Below are 17,081 nucleotides of genomic sequence, written 5' to 3' on the forward strand. Positions count from 1 at the left end.
CTGATGAAAAAATTCACATACAAATCAAACAAAGCCATCATAAGGACTTTAAAAGAACCTGTAATCAAAAAAAAGAAATTCAATTTTGACAGGGTAATTTTTATAATTCTTCTCCTAGGATTGTTTTTTTGGGGAACAAGTTTCCTTTACAAAAAAGTATTCTGGATTGAAGGTAATGGGCAAATGTTAATGAAAAAAGTTGATGTAAACTTCACAACTGACATTCGAGTAAAAGGCATTCACATTTTTGAGGGAGATACCGTGAAAATTGGAGACACTCTGTTTAATTATTACCAAGATCATTTTGATAGTGATGCTACTTTAGTAATTAAAAACAATGACAAACGAGAGCGTCGGTATAGTGATTTACAGAACATTCAAAAAGAAATACATTTAAAAAACCTTGAATTAAGAGCATTTAAAGACAGGTTAACTTATTTAAAATCTCAAGAAAAGAAAATCACAAACTTAATACTTCTTGATGTGTACACAGTAGACAAGTTAGATACCGTTAACGATCAAATTCAAAGTACAGAAAGCAAAATACGCTTACTTCAAAACGAGCTTTACTTTTTAAATCTAGAAAGAAAAAGATTGGCGCCAAATGATGCAAGCACCTATGGTTCTTCATCATACGGAAACACCTACTACTCTCCCATCAAAGGTGTCATCGGACAAATTCTAAAAAACAGTGAAGAATCTTGTTATAAAACCGAAAATGTTATGACCATACACGACGTAGAAAAAGTATTCATTAAAGCATATTTCAATTTAAAAGATATTGCTCATATCACAAAAGGTGATCTGGTTATTGTAGAATTCCCAGACAAAACAAAATCAAAGGGAATTATCAACAAGCTTTACATATCTACCTACGAAGCACCCACAGAGTTTCAAAAAAAATACGAACCAACCGAACGAAACATATTAACCGAGATAATTCCATTGGATAAAACTCAAATCTCAGAATGGGGTAAATTCTACAAATTAAACCTCAAAGTAAAAGTCGCCAAATATTAAATAGTGTATCTCAAAAAACCTTTCAATGAAAGGTTTTTTTGCATTGTTTCCAACCAATTAAAATGAGCGCACTAAATCTCTAATAAATCAGTTTAAAATCACCTTTTCTACAAAAACCATTCGTCGACAGAAAACGTTTCTTAGTCTACAGCTAGGCTTCTCTAAACTAATAATAAAATACAAACTCAAGACTTGAAGTAATTTAGTGGTATCAAATGAAATAATAACTTCTAAATCTAATAAATATGAACGCATTAGCTAAAACACAACAAATCGAAGAAACCGTAAAAAACAACCCAAAACTAGCTTACAGAAAAAGTACTCTTTTCAATGATTTAAAAACTAAAAAAGAGAATATTGCCGTAGTTGGATTGGGGTATGTAGGCTTACCATTAGCGGTACACATGGCATCAAAATTTAAAGTAATTGGTTACGATATTAGTGAAGACAAAGTTTTATCGTTAGTACAACACAAAGACCCTTGCGAAGAATTAGCAAGTGAGGAGTTCACTGGTAAAGACATTCAATTTACAGCAAATGCTGAAATTTTAAAAAATGCTAAATTTTATATAGTAGCAGTTCCAACACCAATCGATCATTTAAAAAAACCCAATCTAACACCAATCAAATCTGCAACTGCAAGTATTGCGAAACATCTAAAAAAAGGTGACTGTGTAGTATTTGAATCGACTGTATTTCCAGGTTGTACCGAAGAAGTTTGTGTACCAATCTTAGAAAGAATATCACGATTAAAATACAATGTTGATTTTACAATAGGTTACTCTCCAGAACGAATTAACCCAGGAGATACAGAACACACATTTACTAAAATCAAAAAAATAGTGTCAGGAAGCACGAAAGAAACCTTAGATATTATTTCTTCTGTGTATAGTGAAGTAGTGACTGCAGGAGTTCATAAAGCACCAAATATTCAAGTAGCAGAAGCTGCCAAAGTAGTAGAAAATATTCAAAGAGATGTGAATATTGGTTTGATGAATGAACTATCACAAATTTTCACTGCTTTAAATATCAACACAAAAGATGTACTTAAAGCTGCTGGAACAAAGTGGAATTTTCACAATTATTTCCCTGGTTTGGTGGGTGGTCATTGTATCGGTGTTGATCCTTACTACTTGATCAACAGAGCAAAAGAGAAAAGAATCAATCCTAAATTATTAGAACAGGTTCGTGAAATAAATGAAGGAATGATCAAACATATTGTTTTCCAATTATCTAAGCGATTATTCACAAAAAGAATGCGTAAAGAAAAAGTTTCAATATTGGTAAAAGGAGTTGCATTCAAAGAAAACGTAAACGACATCAGAAACTCTAAAACTGCAGAATTATGTATCGAGTTAGAGAAAAAAGGTTTCAACGTCGTTGTCAACGATTACTTGGTGAATGTAGATCAAGTTAAAAGACGCTATGGCATTACAGTAAATAATACAACATCAGAAAAATTTGATGCAATCATTTTAGCTGTCGACCATGAAGATTACAAACATTTAGCTCATTACGATTATTTAAAAAACGGAGATAAAGAGACAATCATTTTTGATATCAAAGGAGACAAAAAAGATAAATTTCCTGAAAACATTTATATGTCTTTATAAACTGACGTTTTCAACAAAAAACTGAGTCATGTTAAACATTTTAAAAAACAACAATTCTAGAAAGATAGTAAACGACGGGTATTCGCTGCTTATGGTCGCTCATGTAAATGAACTTAAACACGAGCAGCTTGAATATCTTGATGGTTTTGTTATTGACTCAGAAAATCGATCACATGTTCAAGAAATCATCGTACGAATTAGAACTCACAAAAACCTAAAGATTTGTTTGTTACCTATTTTCATTAACAATCTGTACAAACAACCTAAAGAATTAGTTCTCCACACCGATGGATATATCAACTTAGAATTAGAATCAAATTATTTTGAGCGTGTTATCACCATAGCAAACAGAATAAAAAATATTGAAACACCAAAAACCATTTATGTAAACTCTCTGATTCAGCATAAAACTATCGCGTATCTATATACACGTAATGCTATTCTAAAGCCTATAGCCGATAGAAAAAGCACGATCGGTTATACGTTTCCTTTTATTTCATTGTACTATAAGCACTACGAATCTATCGTTTTATTAAAAAACTTAGAGGAAATGAGAACCTTACATTATGTAACGTTCCAACTTAAAGACTATATACACCTTTGTAAATCTTGTGATGGAAATTATTTAAATTTTAGAGAAGCTTGCCCAAAATGTAGCGGTATTGATATTGTTGCACATGACATGATACACCATTTTGTATGCGCACATGTTGCTCCAGAAAAAGACTTCAAAATCGAAGATGGATTAGCATGTCCAAAATGTGATAAAAACCTTCGTCACATTGGAATAGACTACGACAAACCATCTACCATCTATTCTTGCAACTGTTGCAATCATGAATTTCAAAATGCAAATATGAAAGCACTATGTCTTGACTGTGAAACAGAAAATCAGCTAGAGGAATTATTAGAAAAATCCATAGGGGAATATAGTATTACACAAAAAGGTGAAAACATATTATTTGATGCTTCTATAAAAAATCAAATTCAAGAAAACCAAAGCATGAAAATTGGTAGTATGCCTCCTCAACTATTCAAAATTGTTCTGAACCAAGAAATCAAAAGAATAAAAGCAACCAATGGGTATAGTTATTTTGCGAAAATTGAATTTAGAAATCAACAATTGCAATTGTTGAATGATAATGTCAAATCTGCATTGACCAAAGAAATTTCAGGAATCATAAAATCTTATATGGAAGGTCCAGATATTTTATCTGCAGAAAATTTCAATTGCTATTATTTAATGCTACCTGACACCCGTGAAGATCAATTACAAAGATTAGAATTAATAGACTACAACTTGGCAAAACTAATCAATGATAATACTACAGGAGATAACCAAAAAGTCGAAATTAAAATACATCGAATAGATAAAAACGATACTTTACAAACCTTTTTCTCATGATACCATTAAGCTTACATAACATACTTCCAGAATACATGAATTATTGGTTTGTAGTTGGAATACAAAAATTTATTCGCGTTTTTTGGTTTTTCGTGATTTTTGAATTTACGCGTTACATCATTATCGATTATGTAATCGCAATTCTATTTAAAATATCGTCTAAATCAAGAACAAAGAAATTCGAATTAGCAAGACAGCAACTATTCAACGAAAATCCTTTTGTATCTGTTATCATTCCCGGAAAAAACGAAGGAAAACACTTATACAAATTAACACGATCATTAGCAGAACAAACGTTCTCAAATTTTGAATTGATAATCGTCGATGATGGTTCAGATGATGAAACTCCAATTATTGGAAAAAATCTTGAAAAACTTGGATTAATAGATGTATTCATTAGAAATGACATGCGTGGTGGTAAAGCTTCTGCAGCAAATCTAGCGTTGCGTTATAGCAAAGGAAAATACATTGTGCATCTTGATGCTGATTGTTCTTTTGATAGAGATGCTATTGAGAAAGTACTTCTTCCATTTTTTTTCGGTGAAAATATCGCAGCTGTCGGTGGCAACGTAAAAGTAAGAAACTACAAAGAGAGCTTATGCGCAAAACTGCAAGCTATTGAATACTTAAAAACTGTATCCATTGGAAGAATAATAACCTCTTATCTAGGAATCTACAAAATCATATCTGGAGCATTCGGTGCATTTAGAAAAGATGTGATTGATAGTATTGGTGGTTGGGACATCGGTCCAGGATTAGATGGTGACATCACTGTAAAAATCAGAAAATCGGGTTACAATGTATATTTTCAGCCAGATGCAATTTGTTTGACAAATGCACCAGCAAAATTTAAAGTCTTGACCAAACAAAGACTTCGATGGGATAAGTCGATCATTAGATTTAGGGTTCGGAAACACAAAGATGTGTATTTCCCTTCTGCGAATTTTAATTGGCTGAATTTTATAGCACTTTTCGAAAATGTATTTTATAATGTGGTCTTAGATTTACTATGGTGGGTATACATAATTGATATAATTGTCAACTACAGCAGTTCATTAAAATTTATAATCCCCATGAACTTCACCCTGTATTTTGTTATGTCGTACGTTCAAATGCTAAGCATCTACATTTTTTCGGAACGACGTGAAGAAGAAAAATATTTATGGCCATATGTAATTTTAATGACCATCTATACGGGAACCTACTTAAGAATTGTAAGAACTGTTGCCTATTACAAAGAGTTCTTTTTTAAAAGATCTTTTGAAGACCCGTGGAATCCTTACAAGTCGTCGATTCAAGCGAAGAGAGCTGGACTTTAAAAAGTAAACAAACCACCATTCGTCTTTACAAAATCGTCAGTCGACGAAAATTCTACAATCCAGCGGTAGTAAAAAGTAATTTTACTCAAACAAAAACCTACAATTATGAATTTAAAAATAGTACACAAAGCCAAAACTCTTCGAGTTCCGAACAACGAAAAAATTATCACAGAATTTGTAAAAATCTATCGTTCCATTGACTTGATAAACAAAAAGAAGCAAGTTTCAATGAGCAGTATTGTAGTTCAAGCTGCCCTATTTCTGATCATTGCGATTACTACGAGTTGTCAAAATGTTATTGAACATGATGTTATGACTCATGAAGAAACAGTAAAAGAAGAAGCAGCAGTTTACGAAATTGATAATAACGAACAAAGCTTATCTTCCAGAATTACTTACATCAATAGAACTGCAACCATCACTCCTATTATCAATGATGCGTCCTACTCTAAAAAAGGATCATTGAAAGCCAAAAGTGTCAATGGAGTGGAAGAAATGTATTATTGGGAACATGTTGCCGATGTAGCTCCATTAATTATTAATGAAAAATTTTTAAGTGTAACGCATATAACTTTAAATAACAACAAAGCATATATTAGTTATCACAAACAAGGTGATGAACATTTTGGAGCCATTGAAACTATTGATTTAAACAACCCTAATTTTCCGATTATTGCCAGTAGAGCGACATTCCCGAGATCAGATATCAATGCCATAAGCTCCGGACCTTCTGCGGCATCACCAAATGTAAAAGTTTGGTTGGCTATGTCAAATTCAAAAAACGGGGCACAACTTTATGAAATCGAAACAGATAATGGAGTGTACACAGATAAACACAGAAGAGTAAACCTCTCAAACATTTTCGATACAGGAATTTCTGCCTCTGCAAACGGAATTGCTAGTACAAGTCAATTTTTATATGTCACTTCAGGAAAAACTCATGGAGGAACTGTAAAACTGAATAAAAGCAGTCTAAAAGCTTTAGATTTTGAGAGCTACCAAAATGCAAAATACATTGCGGCAAATAGTTTCTCAGGGAACCCGGTTATTGCAAGTTTAGTTACTGGAGACAATGCTTCTTTAAAAATAAATCGTGATGAAAATGACCTTAATGCAACGAATTTTTCAATCGGAGAAATCTTTCATCAAAATGTAATTGAAACCTATCGTGGAAAATCAACTATGGAATTTTCTCCAAAAAACTCTAATAATTTATACATAGCTAAAGGTAAAGATGGGATTGGACTATATGATATTAACAACGGAGTTGAATTAAACAAATCTAAAGGGACCATGTTAATTGCTGGAAACACCAATGGTGTGAGTACAGATATCGATTATGTTTATGCAGCAAACGGTTCTGATGGCATTTCCATCTCTCCACATCCAACAAATCAAAATGAAGACATCTGTCCTATCTTTTATTGGGATCTAGCAGAAGAAGATGCTTCGGCAAATTACATTATTGCAGATGGCGAATGGGTATTTGTCGCTAAAGGAAAAGGTGGATTTAAAATTTTAAGAAAAAGAACCAAAGATGAATACAAAACCGTAACTACCTACAATGATAACGGTAAACCAGATGGAATGGAAGACGATAAAGAAGTATGTAGTACACTACTACCAAATATCTATAGCAATGTTTTACCTGAACGACAAAACGCAATGAAACAACATCCTGAGTATTTTTTAAACCCTGTGAAAAACCTGGTGATTAAAGAAAAGACAGAATTAAATTTGACTTTTATTGATGAAGGAGCTGGTTACAAAAATGTTTTAGGATACTACACCTACAACGAAAATGATCCTATAACGGAAGAAAATTTATTAGATAAAATAGTAATTTTTCCAAACGTATCTGCACAAGGTTCAGGTGGACAATTGATAAGGGGTAACACAATGAGATTGTTGGGTGAATTTGAACCAGGTACAGTGGTCGGTTTCTTTTTGATAGCCAACGGATGGCGAAATGGCTCTATAACTGATGGTTATTACTCTCAACATACCGATATAAACTTTAACCGAAGTGGTAGACAACAGAGTATTATTTTTTATGATGCCAACTGTAATTCAGTAGTGATTGCCTTTGAAGATATCAGTGTCCCGAATGGAGACAATGATTTCAACGATGCTATATTCGAAATAACTTCTTCAAATCCTAATGCCCTTGAAGTTGAAAGTTTCAACCAAATAGGTAACTAAATCAAAAAAAATACTGCATTTCATGCCCAATGTAAATTTCATTGGGCATTATTTTGTCTTAGAGTAATCAATGAAAAAATTTAATTCTATACATTTGTTCATTGAATCTTTAAAAGACAAATGCAATGGATTACTATTATATAAAAGCCTTACACATTATCTTTATTGTTACATGGTTTGCTGGTTTGTTTTACATCGTTCGCTTATTTATCTACCATGTAGAAGCTGATAAAAAACAACAGCCAGATAAGGGCATATTGCAACGTCAATATAAAATCATGAGCAAACGCTTATGGTACATAATCACATGGCCTTCTGCTATTTTAGCAAGTATCTTTGCTTTTTGGTTATTATATGAAAACCCTACTTTATTAAAACAACAATGGATGTGGATCAAGTTATCTTTTGTTGGAATCCTATATTTTTATCAATGGGGGTGTCATGTGATATACAAACAATTGCAAAACGATATTATCAAATATAGTTCTGCAAAATTAAGACTTTGGAATGAGGTGGCAACTGTTGTTTTATTCGCTGTTGTCTTTTTAGTTGAACTTCAAAATAATATTGATTGGATTTGGGGTGTCATCGGAATTTTCTCTTTTGGTATTGTCTTAATGTTACTCGTAAAACTATACAAGAAAGCTAGAAAAAAAAGAAGTTGGGATGCTTCTGAAAAGGACTTTCTAGAGTAAATCTATAATTTCTCCTCTTCCATCGGAAGAATTACTCCCTATAACATATGTGGTATCTGTGGAATGGATTTTAAAAATTAATCTTTCAGAATGCAATTGAGCTATGATTTCAATAATTTTCTCGTAAGACAACGTAGATTCATCAAACCATACTTCTTCAATTTTTTTCTTGATTGTATAACGCTCTATTTGCTTGATAGAATTGAACTTTACAAACGATAAATTTCGATGCATTTCTTTGTCAATCGTTACCTTTTTATTTCCAACGTATAAAATATTTTCGCGCTCTGAAATAATAATTACTGGATCGGCCAGTTGAAAATATTTGTATAAATACCACAACTTTATTCCGATTTTCATAGCAGTGTCTTTGAAAAAATTTGCTTTGAAATGTTTCTTGTAAAATATTTCCATGGCACCGTGAAAATATTTCAAATACTTTACATCTTTCCTTGTAGACTCACCTTTAAAATGTATTGCTTTAACGCCTCCCAAATAATAATTTTGCAATCCGGCATTTAGCAATTTATAACTGAGATCAATATCTTCACCATACATAAAATAATCTTCGTCAAAACCACCAACCACTTTGTAAACACTCGTTTTTAAAAACATAAATGCACCAACTAAAATCTCTACTTCACCCGAACCATCTTGCTCAATATGATTGGCATAGTAAGTTCCCTTAGCATTGTTTCCTCCAAATAATTTATTCAAAGATGCTTTGAAGGTTGGAATCCCTCTTTTACTTTCTGGTAAAAATGCACCTGTACCATCGATGAGCTGTACTCCTACCGCTCCTAATTTATCTTTTGTAGCTGCAAAATCTAGCAAATCAATAAAAGTATGTTCTCCTACAACCGTATCTGGATTTAAAATAAGTACATGTTCTCCTTCAGCAATTGCAACACCTTGATTATTCGCCTTGGAAAAACCAACATTTTCCTTATTTGCGATTAGTTTTACATTCGGAAAGTTTTTAGCCAATAACAGACTACTATTGTCTGCTGAATTATTGTCTACTACAATTATTTCACCGCGTATACCTTCACAAGCCTTTTCAACACTTTTTAAACACAATTCTAAAAAGTGATAAACATTATAACTTACTATCACAATAGATAGTTCCATATGGGGAGATTTGGTCAAAGTAATTACGGTTAAATGGTAGTAGCGAAAATAGAATTTTTATTTTTCTTATTCAAGGTAATATTTCCTTATTGCGCTAAGGAGTCTCCAAAAGGAACGCGATTTGCAATACTTCTTCCTAAGGTTACCTCATCTGTATACTGTAATTCATCTCCAACCGAAATACCTCTAGCAATGGTTGAAATGGTGATTTGGTATTTTTGTAGTTGTTTGTAAATATAAAAATTTGTGGTATCGCCTTCCATAGTTGAACTCAATGCCAAAACCACTTCCTTTACAACACCAGATTCTATTCTTTCAATCAACTCCGAAATCGTTAAATTATGAGGTCCTACCCCTTCCATTGGAGATATCCTTCCACCGAGCACATGGTACAAACCTTTAAATTGAACTGTATTTTCGATTGCCATCACATCTCTAATATCTTCAACAACACAAATAATTTCTTTGTTTCTTTGACTACTCGAACAAATTTCACAAACCTCAACATCAGAAATACTGTAACAACTTTTACACAACTTCACCTGCTCAACTAAAGCATCTAGCGCTGTCGTTAAATGTTTTGTATGTGTTTTCGATTGCTTCAACAAATGGAGCACCAATCTCAAGGCTGTACGCTTTCCGATTCCAGGAAGCTGAGAAACTTCATTCACAGCATTTTCTAATAATTTTGAAGAAAAATTCATGCCACAAAGATACTCAATTGCTTAAAAAAGCAATCGTAATTCTAAAGAGCTTTCAAAAAATATATTTGATTTTTTATGCAAATAAGAATCTATCTTAAAAACTTTAGTATTTTCACTTTTTATTCAAAAAACAAATAAGAATGCAGGCTATTCAAATTATTTCAATCGTAGTTATATATTTCTTTGTCCTTCTTGGAATCTCATATTTCACAGGTAAAAGCGATTCTAATAATTCCTTTTTTAAGGCAGAAAAAAAGTCGCCTTGGTATGTGGTAGCCTTCGGAATGGTTGGTGCTTCACTTTCTGGAGTTACATTCATTTCTGTTCCAGGTTGGGTACAAGCGAGTCAGTTTAGTTATATGCAAATTGTATTCGGATATTTGGCTGGATATTTTGTAATTGCATACATATTATTGCCAATCTACTACAGAACCAACATCACCTCTATCTACGAATATTTAAGAGAACGATTCGGAGTTGTAAGTCATAAAACAGGAGCCGTTTTCTTTTTCATTTCTCGTGTACTTGGAGCCTCTTTTCGATTATTTTTAGTGGCTTCAGTTTTTCAGTATTTTATTTTTGACACTTGGAATATTCCTTTCGAAGTTACTGTAGTGATATCTATTTTGCTCATATGGATGTATACCTATAAAGGTGGTATGCGAACGATCGTTTGGACCGACACCTTGCAAACTCTTTTTATGCTTGCTGCAGTCTTTGCATCCATTTATATTATTTGTGACAGTTTCGGACTTACAGTATTCGAAGCCTTTAAATCAGAAGAATTCAAAGAATATTCACAGATGTTTTTCACGGAAGATATCAACAACAGCAAACACCTACTCAAGTCATTCTTCGGAGGTATGTTTATCGCAATCGCAATGACTGGTTTAGATCAAGACATGATGCAAAAAAACCTTACTTGTAAAAGTACCAAAGAAGCTCAGTGGAATGTTTTGTCTTTAGGTTTTATTCTAATCGTTGTAAATTTTATTTTCTTGTTTTTAGGCGCCTTACTTTTTATGTATGCTGATAAGAACGGAATTGCAATTCCTACAATTGATGGGAAAATAAAAACCGATTTATTATTCCCTCAAATTGCATTAAATGAGAACCTAGGTCTTCCAATTGCCTTGTTCTTTATTTTAGGTTTGATCGCTGCAGCGTATTCAAGTGCAGATAGTGCACTTACTTCGTTAACAACTTCATTTTGTTTTGATTTTTTAAGACTTGAAAACCAAGAGGAAAAACGACAAAAAACAATCAGAAAAAAGGTACATATCGGTGTTTCTATACTTTTAGTACTCGTTATTATAATATTCAAACATGTATTGGATGACAATGTAATCAGCAGTCTGCTAAAAGTAGCTAGTTATACGTATGGTCCTTTATTAGGTCTTTTTGCTTTCGGAATATTCACCAAACATCAGATCATCGAAAAACGAGTTCCTTTCGTTGCATTATTTGCCGTAATTACAACGGCAATTCTAAATTATTATTCAACAGTTTTGTTCAACGGATACAAATTTGGATACGAATTGTTAATTGTCAACGGAGCTATTACATTCTTAGGTTTGTTAACTATAAAATCAAACAAACCAATTTCTCAGTAAATCACTATCTTCTACTTCAAATAATCATTATTTTTGTAGCATGGAAAAAGACCTAAGCGACTATAGAAAAGTGTACAAAAAAAAGGAGTTATCAGAAAATGATATTCCTGAAAACCCCTTGGAATTATTTCAAAAGTGGTTTTACAATGTAGAACAATCTAATTCGATTGACGAGGCCAATGCGATGACGGTTTCAACCATTGGTACGGATGGCTTTCCAAAAAGCAGAGTGGTATTGATGAAAAAATTTACCTGGGAAGGTTTTATCTTTTACACGAATTATAACAGTGAAAAAGGACAAGCCATTACCAACAATCCCAACTTATGTCTTTCGTTTTTTTGGCCAGGAATGGAACAACAGATCATCATCAAAGGAATCGCTGAAAAGGTACCTGAAAACTTGTCAGATGGTTATTTTGAATCTCGTCCTGATGGTAGTAAACTAGGTGCATGGGCTTCCAATCAGAGTCAGGTAGTTGCATCGAAAGATGAATTGTTGCAAAATCTTGAAAAATTTGAACAAAAATTTGAAAACTCAGAAATTCCAAGACCAAAGCATTGGGGAGGCTATTTGGTGAAACCAAAATCGATTGAATTCTGGCAAGGAAGACCTAATCGTATGCATGATAGAATCTTATATACGCTGCAAGAAAATTTCGATTGGAATATTGAACGTTTGGCCCCTTAACAAAAGAATATAAATTTTATTTTTCTATCCATATAAAAAAGCCAATTCAACTATTTTAGTATCTTTGAATTATTAATTTGTATACATGAAAACAGTATATATTGTAAGGCATGCAAAGTCTTCTTGGGAGTACAATGGCATTAAAGACATTGATCGACCATTAAAAAAAAGAGGTATCAAAGATTCTTATCTTGTTGCTTCGGCGCTATCTGAAAAAATAAAAAAACCTGATGTTTTTATTACAAGTAGCGCGTCTAGAGCCTTATCCACGGCGGTTATATTTAGCAACGTTTTCGGATACCCTTTATCAAATTTGCAAATCAAAAAATCTTTGTATAGTTTTAGTGATGGTTATTTAGTAAAAACCATCAAAGCTTTGGATGATGAATTTGATTCAGCCATTATTTTTAGTCATGATCATGGGATCAACGACTTTGTAAATAAATATGGAAATGTTTTCATTCCGCATGTACCTACTTGTGGGGTAATTGCCATAGAATTTGACAACAATCACTGGAAAAGTATAAAAAAAGGAAAAACTCTTTTTCAAGAAGCACCTAAAAATCACAAATAAAACAATATCATCTTGTTAAACATAAAGAAATACGCTGCTATTGATATCGGTTCTAATGCCGTAAGATTACTAATTTCAAATATTATTTTGGTTGAAGATGAAGAACCAAAATTCAAAAAATCAGCACTAATTCGTGTACCAATTCGTTTGGGTGCCGACGCATTTATTTCGGGGACTATATCTGATGAAAATTCTAATAGAATGGTTGAGGCCATGAAAGCCTTTAAGCTCTTGATGAATGTACATGGTGTAGAGACCTATAAAGCATGTGCGACTTCAGCCATGAGAGATTCTTCGAACGGACCAGAATTAATTGAAAAAATCAAAAAAGAAGCTGATATTAAAATTGAAATTATTGATGGTAAAAAAGAAGCACAAATAATAGCTTCTACCGATTTATCTCAGCTTATAGAAGGTCATAAATCATATCTTTATGTTGACGTTGGTGGAGGAAGTACCGAATTCACAATATTTTCGAAGCAACAGGTTGTTGCATCAAAATCATTTAAAATGGGTACTGTACGTCTATTAAACAAAGAAGTAGACAAAAAAGAAACATGGAAAGAAATCAAAAAATGGATTGAAAAAAACACCAAAGACCTAAAGAAAATTGTGTTAATCGGTTCTGGTGGAAATATCAATAAGATATTTAAAATGTCTGGTCAAAAAATAGACAAACCTCTTTCTTATATTTATATGAATGCTCATTACCAGTTTTTGAAAAAGATGTCATACGAAGAACGTATCTCAGAACTTGGATTGAACCCAGATCGAGCGGATGTAATTATACCTGCCACAAAAATTTATTTATCAGCAATGAAATGGAGTGGAGCAAAAAAAATCTACGTTCCAAAAATTGGATTGTCTGATGGTATTATCAAAAGTTTGTATAGTGGGATAATTGAAGCATAGTTTGATGGTATCATTTAGGTTATTATTTTTCATAACTGCTAGTGTTCTCTTAACTAGATGTGAGTCTCAATCAAATGACAAACAACAACACAAAACAAAGACTCAAAAAGATTCTGTTGCTGCTATTTCAACCGTTGTTGTAAAAGAAAACAAACCGCCAGAAAAATACATCTTACCGCAAAACAGACGATACATCTTTGATTCTATCTCTACAGAAAATGCTGTAGAATTCTTTACAGAATACGGAAAAAAAAATCCTGAAACGAAGATAAAAATAGAAACCAGATTAGGTACCATAATTGCAAAATTATACGAAGACACTCCGATTCATCGAGCGAGTTTTATCTATTTGGTAAAAATGGGATATTACAACACTACCTGCTTTTATAGGGTAGTACCTGACTTTATAGTACAAGGTGGAAACTCAGACAATTTGGTAACCCCTGCCTTTAAAGAACAATTACACGACTATAAAATTCCTGCAGAATTCAGAAAAAACAGAGGTCATAAACGCGGCTGTATGGCAGCTGCAAGGGACTGGGTAAACAACCCTGAAAAAATGTCAAGTCCTTTTGAGTTTTATTTTATTCAAGCCACAAAAGACCAATCTCACTTAAATTTCGAACACACAGTTTTTGGAGAAATCATCAACGGAATTGAAGTTATAGATAAAATCACCAAAGTTGCTATCGACCGTTACGAATGGCCAGAGAAAGAAATTCCTATGAAAATTACGGTGCTAAAAAACTAATCAAACCAAACGACAAAACTTGTAGGCTTTACAAGGTTTGGTATTTGTTCTAATTGTACATCATTTGTTTGAATAGTAGTAATTCCCAAATCTAATTTATCCAATGTCATCGTTGCATTTAACGCATCTAAATACAAAACAACCTTTGTAAAAGTAGATTCCGTTTTTGAAATATTTGTCAATAAATTTATCTCTTCAAAAGTAGACCCAAGACCAATGCCTTCTTCTGTTGTATATAGCTCGTCGTGAATTTCAATAACTTTAAAAGTTGATAACGAATCTAAGGGTTCTTTTGGAGTAAGAGTCAACAGGTGTTTTCCTTCTTTAGAATAAATATAGTAATAGTCATCTGCTTGAGTATAACTACCTTTGTAACCTAAAACACCCTCACTTAAATTTTTAACAATCGAATCGTTCTCAAAAAGTGCATCAACTTCTTCTACTGTCGTTTCATTCGTTACTAGCCCTACTCTATTTTTTGAAATCGTATAAGCATCATTACCCGAACAGGCGACAAGTTGCACTGCGAAAAAACACACCAAAACACTTTTGAAAATCGTTTGTATCATAAATTGAAAGAATCTAATTATTGTTGGGGCTAAATGTAGTTTTTTTCTTTTAAATCACCATGAGCTTCACTCGTAAAAAAATCAGAAGTACTAGGTATGCAGAAAAATATTCTTCGATATTAACTTATAAAACTATCCCTTTTAAGTATCTTTGCAGCCTTAAAATCAAGCATTCATGACACAAGAAGACAAAGATTTAATAGCCGCTGGTAAAATGCTCCCACTGATGGAAGAATTTTACACCATTCAAGGTGAAGGAGGCTATACCGGTACAGCAGCTTATTTTATTAGAATTGGTGGTTGCGATGTCGGATGTCATTGGTGTGATGTAAAAGAAAGTTGGGATGCCAATCTACACCCGCCTACCCTTACAGACACCATAGTTTCAAATGCAAAAAACTACGCTAAAACAGTAGTTGTTACTGGTGGCGAACCCTTAATGTGGTCTCTTGATTATGTTACTCAAAAACTAAGAAACGAAGGAATTCGTACACATATTGAAACTTCTGGTGCGTATCAGTTATCGGGTATCTGGGATTGGTTTTGTTTGTCTCCGAAGAAAACAAAATTACCTTTGAAAGAATGTCATCAAGCAGCAGATGAATTAAAAATGATCATCCATAATGCAAATGATTTTATTTTCGCTGAAGAACAAGCAGCGAAAGTATCTAGTTCTTGTGAACTCTATTTACAGCCTGAATGGAGCAAAAAAGAAAAAATGATTCCACAAATTATCGACTATGTAATGAAAAACCCTAAATGGAAAATCTCATTACAAACACATAAATATTTGAATATACCATAGTTTGATTATCTAAGGCTTCGACATCCTTGCACAAGCTCAGGGAACAAGCTAAGTCTACGAAACATAGCGAACCTTGAGACTAATTGAAAAGTTAAAAAAAAAAAAAAATCCCAATCAAACGATTGGGATTTTTTTATGTATTATATATACTGCTGTTTAGTAATCTCCTAATGTAGCAGGATTTTGGCTCAATGCTTCTTCTAGCTGAGCATCGTTTGGAGCTTTACCATGCCAAGCATGCGTGTTCATCATAAAATCTACTCCGTTACCCATTTCTGTTTCTAACAAAATACAAACTGGCTTTCCGTTTCCAGACAAATCTTTTGCTTTTGCTAAAACTGCTTGAATCGCTTCGATATCATTTCCTTGCTTCTCTTCTAAAACAATCCATCCAAAAGATTCAAATTTATCTTTTACAGAACCCATTGCCAATACATGGTCAGTAGTTCCGTCAATTTGTTTACCATTCAAATCTACTGTAGCAATCACATTGTCAACATTTTTTGCTGCCGCATACATGATAGCCTCCCAGTTTTGACCTTCTTGCAACTCTCCATCACCATGTAAGCTGTAGACTAACTTGTCATCGCCGTTTAATTTTTTAGCTTGAGCAGCTCCTAAAGCAACACTCAATCCTTGTCCTAAAGAACCTGAAGCCATACGAATTCCTTCTAAACCTTCATGTGTTGTTGGGTGACCTTGCAAACGAGAATTTAACAATCTAAATGTTGCTAATTCTTCAACAGAAAAATACCCGCTTCTTGCTAAAACACTATAAAAAACTGGCGAAATATGTCCATTAGATAAAAAGAATAAATCTTCATTTTTACCATCCATATCAAATTTTTCAGAATTGTAAGACATCACATCTTGATACAATACTGTTAAAAATTCAGTACATCCTAGAGATCCTCCTGGGTGACCAGAATTCACTGCGTGTACCATACGTAAAATATCTCTTCTTACTTGTTGAGAAAAATCTTTCAATTCTTGAGTTGTAGCCATTTTATAATATTTATTCGGCAAAAGTACATCTTTTTGTAAGATGTTACAAGCATAAAAATTGAATAAATCTGAGGT

The 17,081-nt window shown here is 33.0% G+C and carries 16 protein-coding genes; 12 read left to right on the forward strand and 4 right to left on the reverse strand.

Features of this window, described 5'->3' with window-relative positions; all coding sequences use genetic code 11:
* Positions 1-3 precede the first annotated feature (3 nt).
* The 6 genes from F6P99_RS09760 (at position 4) to F6P99_RS09785 (ending at position 8,254) form a co-directional block, all read left to right on the forward strand.
* Complete coding sequence (locus F6P99_RS09760) at positions 4-1,020, forward strand: HlyD family secretion protein (protein WP_152287291.1); 1,017 nt, start codon at positions 4-6, stop codon at positions 1,018-1,020.
* A 245-nt stretch (positions 1,021-1,265) separates the two neighbouring features.
* Positions 1,266-2,633 carry a nucleotide sugar dehydrogenase gene (locus tag F6P99_RS09765; RefSeq protein WP_152287292.1) on the forward strand — a complete coding sequence of 456 codons (1,368 nt, stop codon included), beginning with the start codon at positions 1,266-1,268 and terminating at the stop codon, positions 2,631-2,633.
* A gap of 28 nt (positions 2,634-2,661) precedes the next feature.
* Positions 2,662-4,038: a TackOD1 domain-containing metal-binding protein gene (locus tag F6P99_RS09770; RefSeq protein ID WP_152287293.1), complete on the forward strand. Its 1,377-nt coding sequence runs from the start codon at positions 2,662-2,664 to the stop codon at positions 4,036-4,038.
* Complete coding sequence (locus tag F6P99_RS09775) at positions 4,035-5,357, forward strand: glycosyltransferase family 2 protein (RefSeq protein ID WP_226913056.1); 1,323 nt, start codon at positions 4,035-4,037, stop codon at positions 5,355-5,357. Before F6P99_RS09770 ends, F6P99_RS09775 begins: the two co-directional genes overlap by 4 nt.
* Before the next feature lie 105 nt (positions 5,358-5,462).
* Positions 5,463-7,559: a DUF4114 domain-containing protein gene (locus tag F6P99_RS09780; RefSeq protein ID WP_152287294.1), complete on the forward strand. Its 2,097-nt coding sequence runs from the start codon at positions 5,463-5,465 to the stop codon at positions 7,557-7,559.
* Positions 7,560-7,684: 125 nt separating this feature from the next.
* The gene (locus F6P99_RS09785; RefSeq protein WP_152287295.1) at positions 7,685-8,254 is read left to right on the forward strand and encodes a CopD family protein; all 570 of its coding nucleotides are present in this window, start codon (positions 7,685-7,687) and stop codon (positions 8,252-8,254) included.
* On the opposite strand, the gene F6P99_RS09790 is transcribed toward F6P99_RS09785, so the two are convergent.
* Together F6P99_RS09790 and recR are read right to left on the reverse strand one after the other, a co-directional pair.
* Complete coding sequence (locus tag F6P99_RS09790) at positions 8,246-9,385, reverse strand: glycosyltransferase family 2 protein (protein WP_152287296.1); 1,140 nt, start codon at positions 9,383-9,385, stop codon at positions 8,246-8,248. The two genes, F6P99_RS09785 and F6P99_RS09790, sit on opposite strands and share 9 nt — an antisense overlap.
* 86 nt (positions 9,386-9,471) lie before the next feature.
* Positions 9,472-10,089 carry a recombination mediator RecR gene (gene recR, locus F6P99_RS09795; RefSeq protein ID WP_152287297.1) on the reverse strand — a complete coding sequence of 206 codons (618 nt, stop codon included), beginning with the start codon at positions 10,087-10,089 and terminating at the stop codon, positions 9,472-9,474.
* Positions 10,090-10,229: 140 nt separating this feature from the next.
* Here recR and F6P99_RS09800 point away from each other — a divergent pair, with 140 nt between their 5' ends.
* The 5 genes from F6P99_RS09800 to F6P99_RS09820 all read left to right on the forward strand — a co-directional run bounded on the left by F6P99_RS09800 (position 10,230) and on the right by F6P99_RS09820 (position 14,627).
* Positions 10,230-11,702 (forward strand): sodium:solute symporter, encoded by a 1,473-nt coding sequence (locus F6P99_RS09800; RefSeq protein ID WP_152287298.1) that lies wholly within the window; start codon positions 10,230-10,232, stop codon positions 11,700-11,702.
* A 40-nt stretch (positions 11,703-11,742) separates the two neighbouring features.
* Positions 11,743-12,390, forward strand: coding sequence for a pyridoxamine 5'-phosphate oxidase (gene pdxH / locus F6P99_RS09805; RefSeq protein WP_152287299.1), 648 nt, complete (start codon positions 11,743-11,745; stop codon positions 12,388-12,390).
* Positions 12,391-12,475: 85 nt separating this feature from the next.
* Positions 12,476-12,964 (forward strand): SixA phosphatase family protein, encoded by a 489-nt coding sequence (locus F6P99_RS09810; RefSeq protein WP_152287300.1) that lies wholly within the window; start codon positions 12,476-12,478, stop codon positions 12,962-12,964.
* A 12-nt stretch (positions 12,965-12,976) separates the two neighbouring features.
* Complete coding sequence (locus F6P99_RS09815) at positions 12,977-13,876, forward strand: Ppx/GppA phosphatase family protein (RefSeq protein ID WP_152287301.1); 900 nt, start codon at positions 12,977-12,979, stop codon at positions 13,874-13,876.
* A gap of 4 nt (positions 13,877-13,880) precedes the next feature.
* Complete coding sequence (locus tag F6P99_RS09820) at positions 13,881-14,627, forward strand: peptidylprolyl isomerase (RefSeq protein ID WP_152287302.1); 747 nt, start codon at positions 13,881-13,883, stop codon at positions 14,625-14,627.
* Here the strand turns inward: F6P99_RS09820 and F6P99_RS09825 are convergent.
* The gene (locus tag F6P99_RS09825; RefSeq protein ID WP_152287303.1) at positions 14,624-15,196 is read right to left on the reverse strand and encodes a hypothetical protein; all 573 of its coding nucleotides are present in this window, start codon (positions 15,194-15,196) and stop codon (positions 14,624-14,626) included. The genes F6P99_RS09820 and F6P99_RS09825 overlap by 4 nt on opposite strands.
* Before the next feature lie 175 nt (positions 15,197-15,371).
* On the opposite strand from F6P99_RS09825, the gene F6P99_RS09830 reads away from it, so the two are divergent.
* Positions 15,372-16,001 carry a 7-carboxy-7-deazaguanine synthase QueE gene (locus F6P99_RS09830; RefSeq protein ID WP_152287304.1) on the forward strand — a complete coding sequence of 210 codons (630 nt, stop codon included), beginning with the start codon at positions 15,372-15,374 and terminating at the stop codon, positions 15,999-16,001.
* Positions 16,002-16,157: 156 nt separating this feature from the next.
* Here F6P99_RS09830 and F6P99_RS09835 read toward each other — a convergent pair whose 3' ends face one another.
* Positions 16,158-17,006, reverse strand: coding sequence for a transketolase (locus F6P99_RS09835; RefSeq protein WP_152287305.1), 849 nt, complete (start codon positions 17,004-17,006; stop codon positions 16,158-16,160).
* Positions 17,007-17,081: the final 75 nt, after the last annotated feature.

The organism is Flavicella marina (genome assembly GCF_009193215.1).
Classification (GTDB): Bacteria; Bacteroidota; Bacteroidia; order Flavobacteriales; family Flavobacteriaceae; genus Flavicella; species Flavicella marina.

Bases quoted from the DNA above. Each gene is read 5' to 3' on its own strand.
- F6P99_RS09760 (WP_152287291.1), top strand. From the start codon at position 4: ATGAAAAAATTCACATACAAATCAAACAAAGCCATCATAAGGACTTTA.
- F6P99_RS09765 (WP_152287292.1), top strand. From the start codon at position 1,266: ATGAACGCATTAGCTAAAACACAACAAATCGAAGAAACCGTAAAAAAC.
- F6P99_RS09770 (WP_152287293.1), top strand. From the start codon at position 2,662: ATGTTAAACATTTTAAAAAACAACAATTCTAGAAAGATAGTAAACGAC.
- F6P99_RS09775 (WP_226913056.1), top strand. From the start codon at position 4,035: ATGATACCATTAAGCTTACATAACATACTTCCAGAATACATGAATTAT.
- F6P99_RS09780 (WP_152287294.1), top strand. From the start codon at position 5,463: ATGAATTTAAAAATAGTACACAAAGCCAAAACTCTTCGAGTTCCGAAC.
- F6P99_RS09785 (WP_152287295.1), top strand. From the start codon at position 7,685: ATGGATTACTATTATATAAAAGCCTTACACATTATCTTTATTGTTACA.
- F6P99_RS09790 (WP_152287296.1), bottom strand. From the start codon at position 9,385: ATGGAACTATCTATTGTGATAGTAAGTTATAATGTTTATCACTTTTTA.
- recR (WP_152287297.1), bottom strand. From the start codon at position 10,089: ATGAATTTTTCTTCAAAATTATTAGAAAATGCTGTGAATGAAGTTTCT.
- F6P99_RS09800 (WP_152287298.1), top strand. From the start codon at position 10,230: ATGCAGGCTATTCAAATTATTTCAATCGTAGTTATATATTTCTTTGTC.
- pdxH (WP_152287299.1), top strand. From the start codon at position 11,743: ATGGAAAAAGACCTAAGCGACTATAGAAAAGTGTACAAAAAAAAGGAG.
- F6P99_RS09810 (WP_152287300.1), top strand. From the start codon at position 12,476: ATGAAAACAGTATATATTGTAAGGCATGCAAAGTCTTCTTGGGAGTAC.
- F6P99_RS09820 (WP_152287302.1), top strand. From the start codon at position 13,881: ATGGTATCATTTAGGTTATTATTTTTCATAACTGCTAGTGTTCTCTTA.
- F6P99_RS09825 (WP_152287303.1), bottom strand. From the start codon at position 15,196: ATGATACAAACGATTTTCAAAAGTGTTTTGGTGTGTTTTTTCGCAGTG.
- F6P99_RS09830 (WP_152287304.1), top strand. From the start codon at position 15,372: ATGACACAAGAAGACAAAGATTTAATAGCCGCTGGTAAAATGCTCCCA.
- F6P99_RS09835 (WP_152287305.1), bottom strand. From the start codon at position 17,006: ATGGCTACAACTCAAGAATTGAAAGATTTTTCTCAACAAGTAAGAAGA.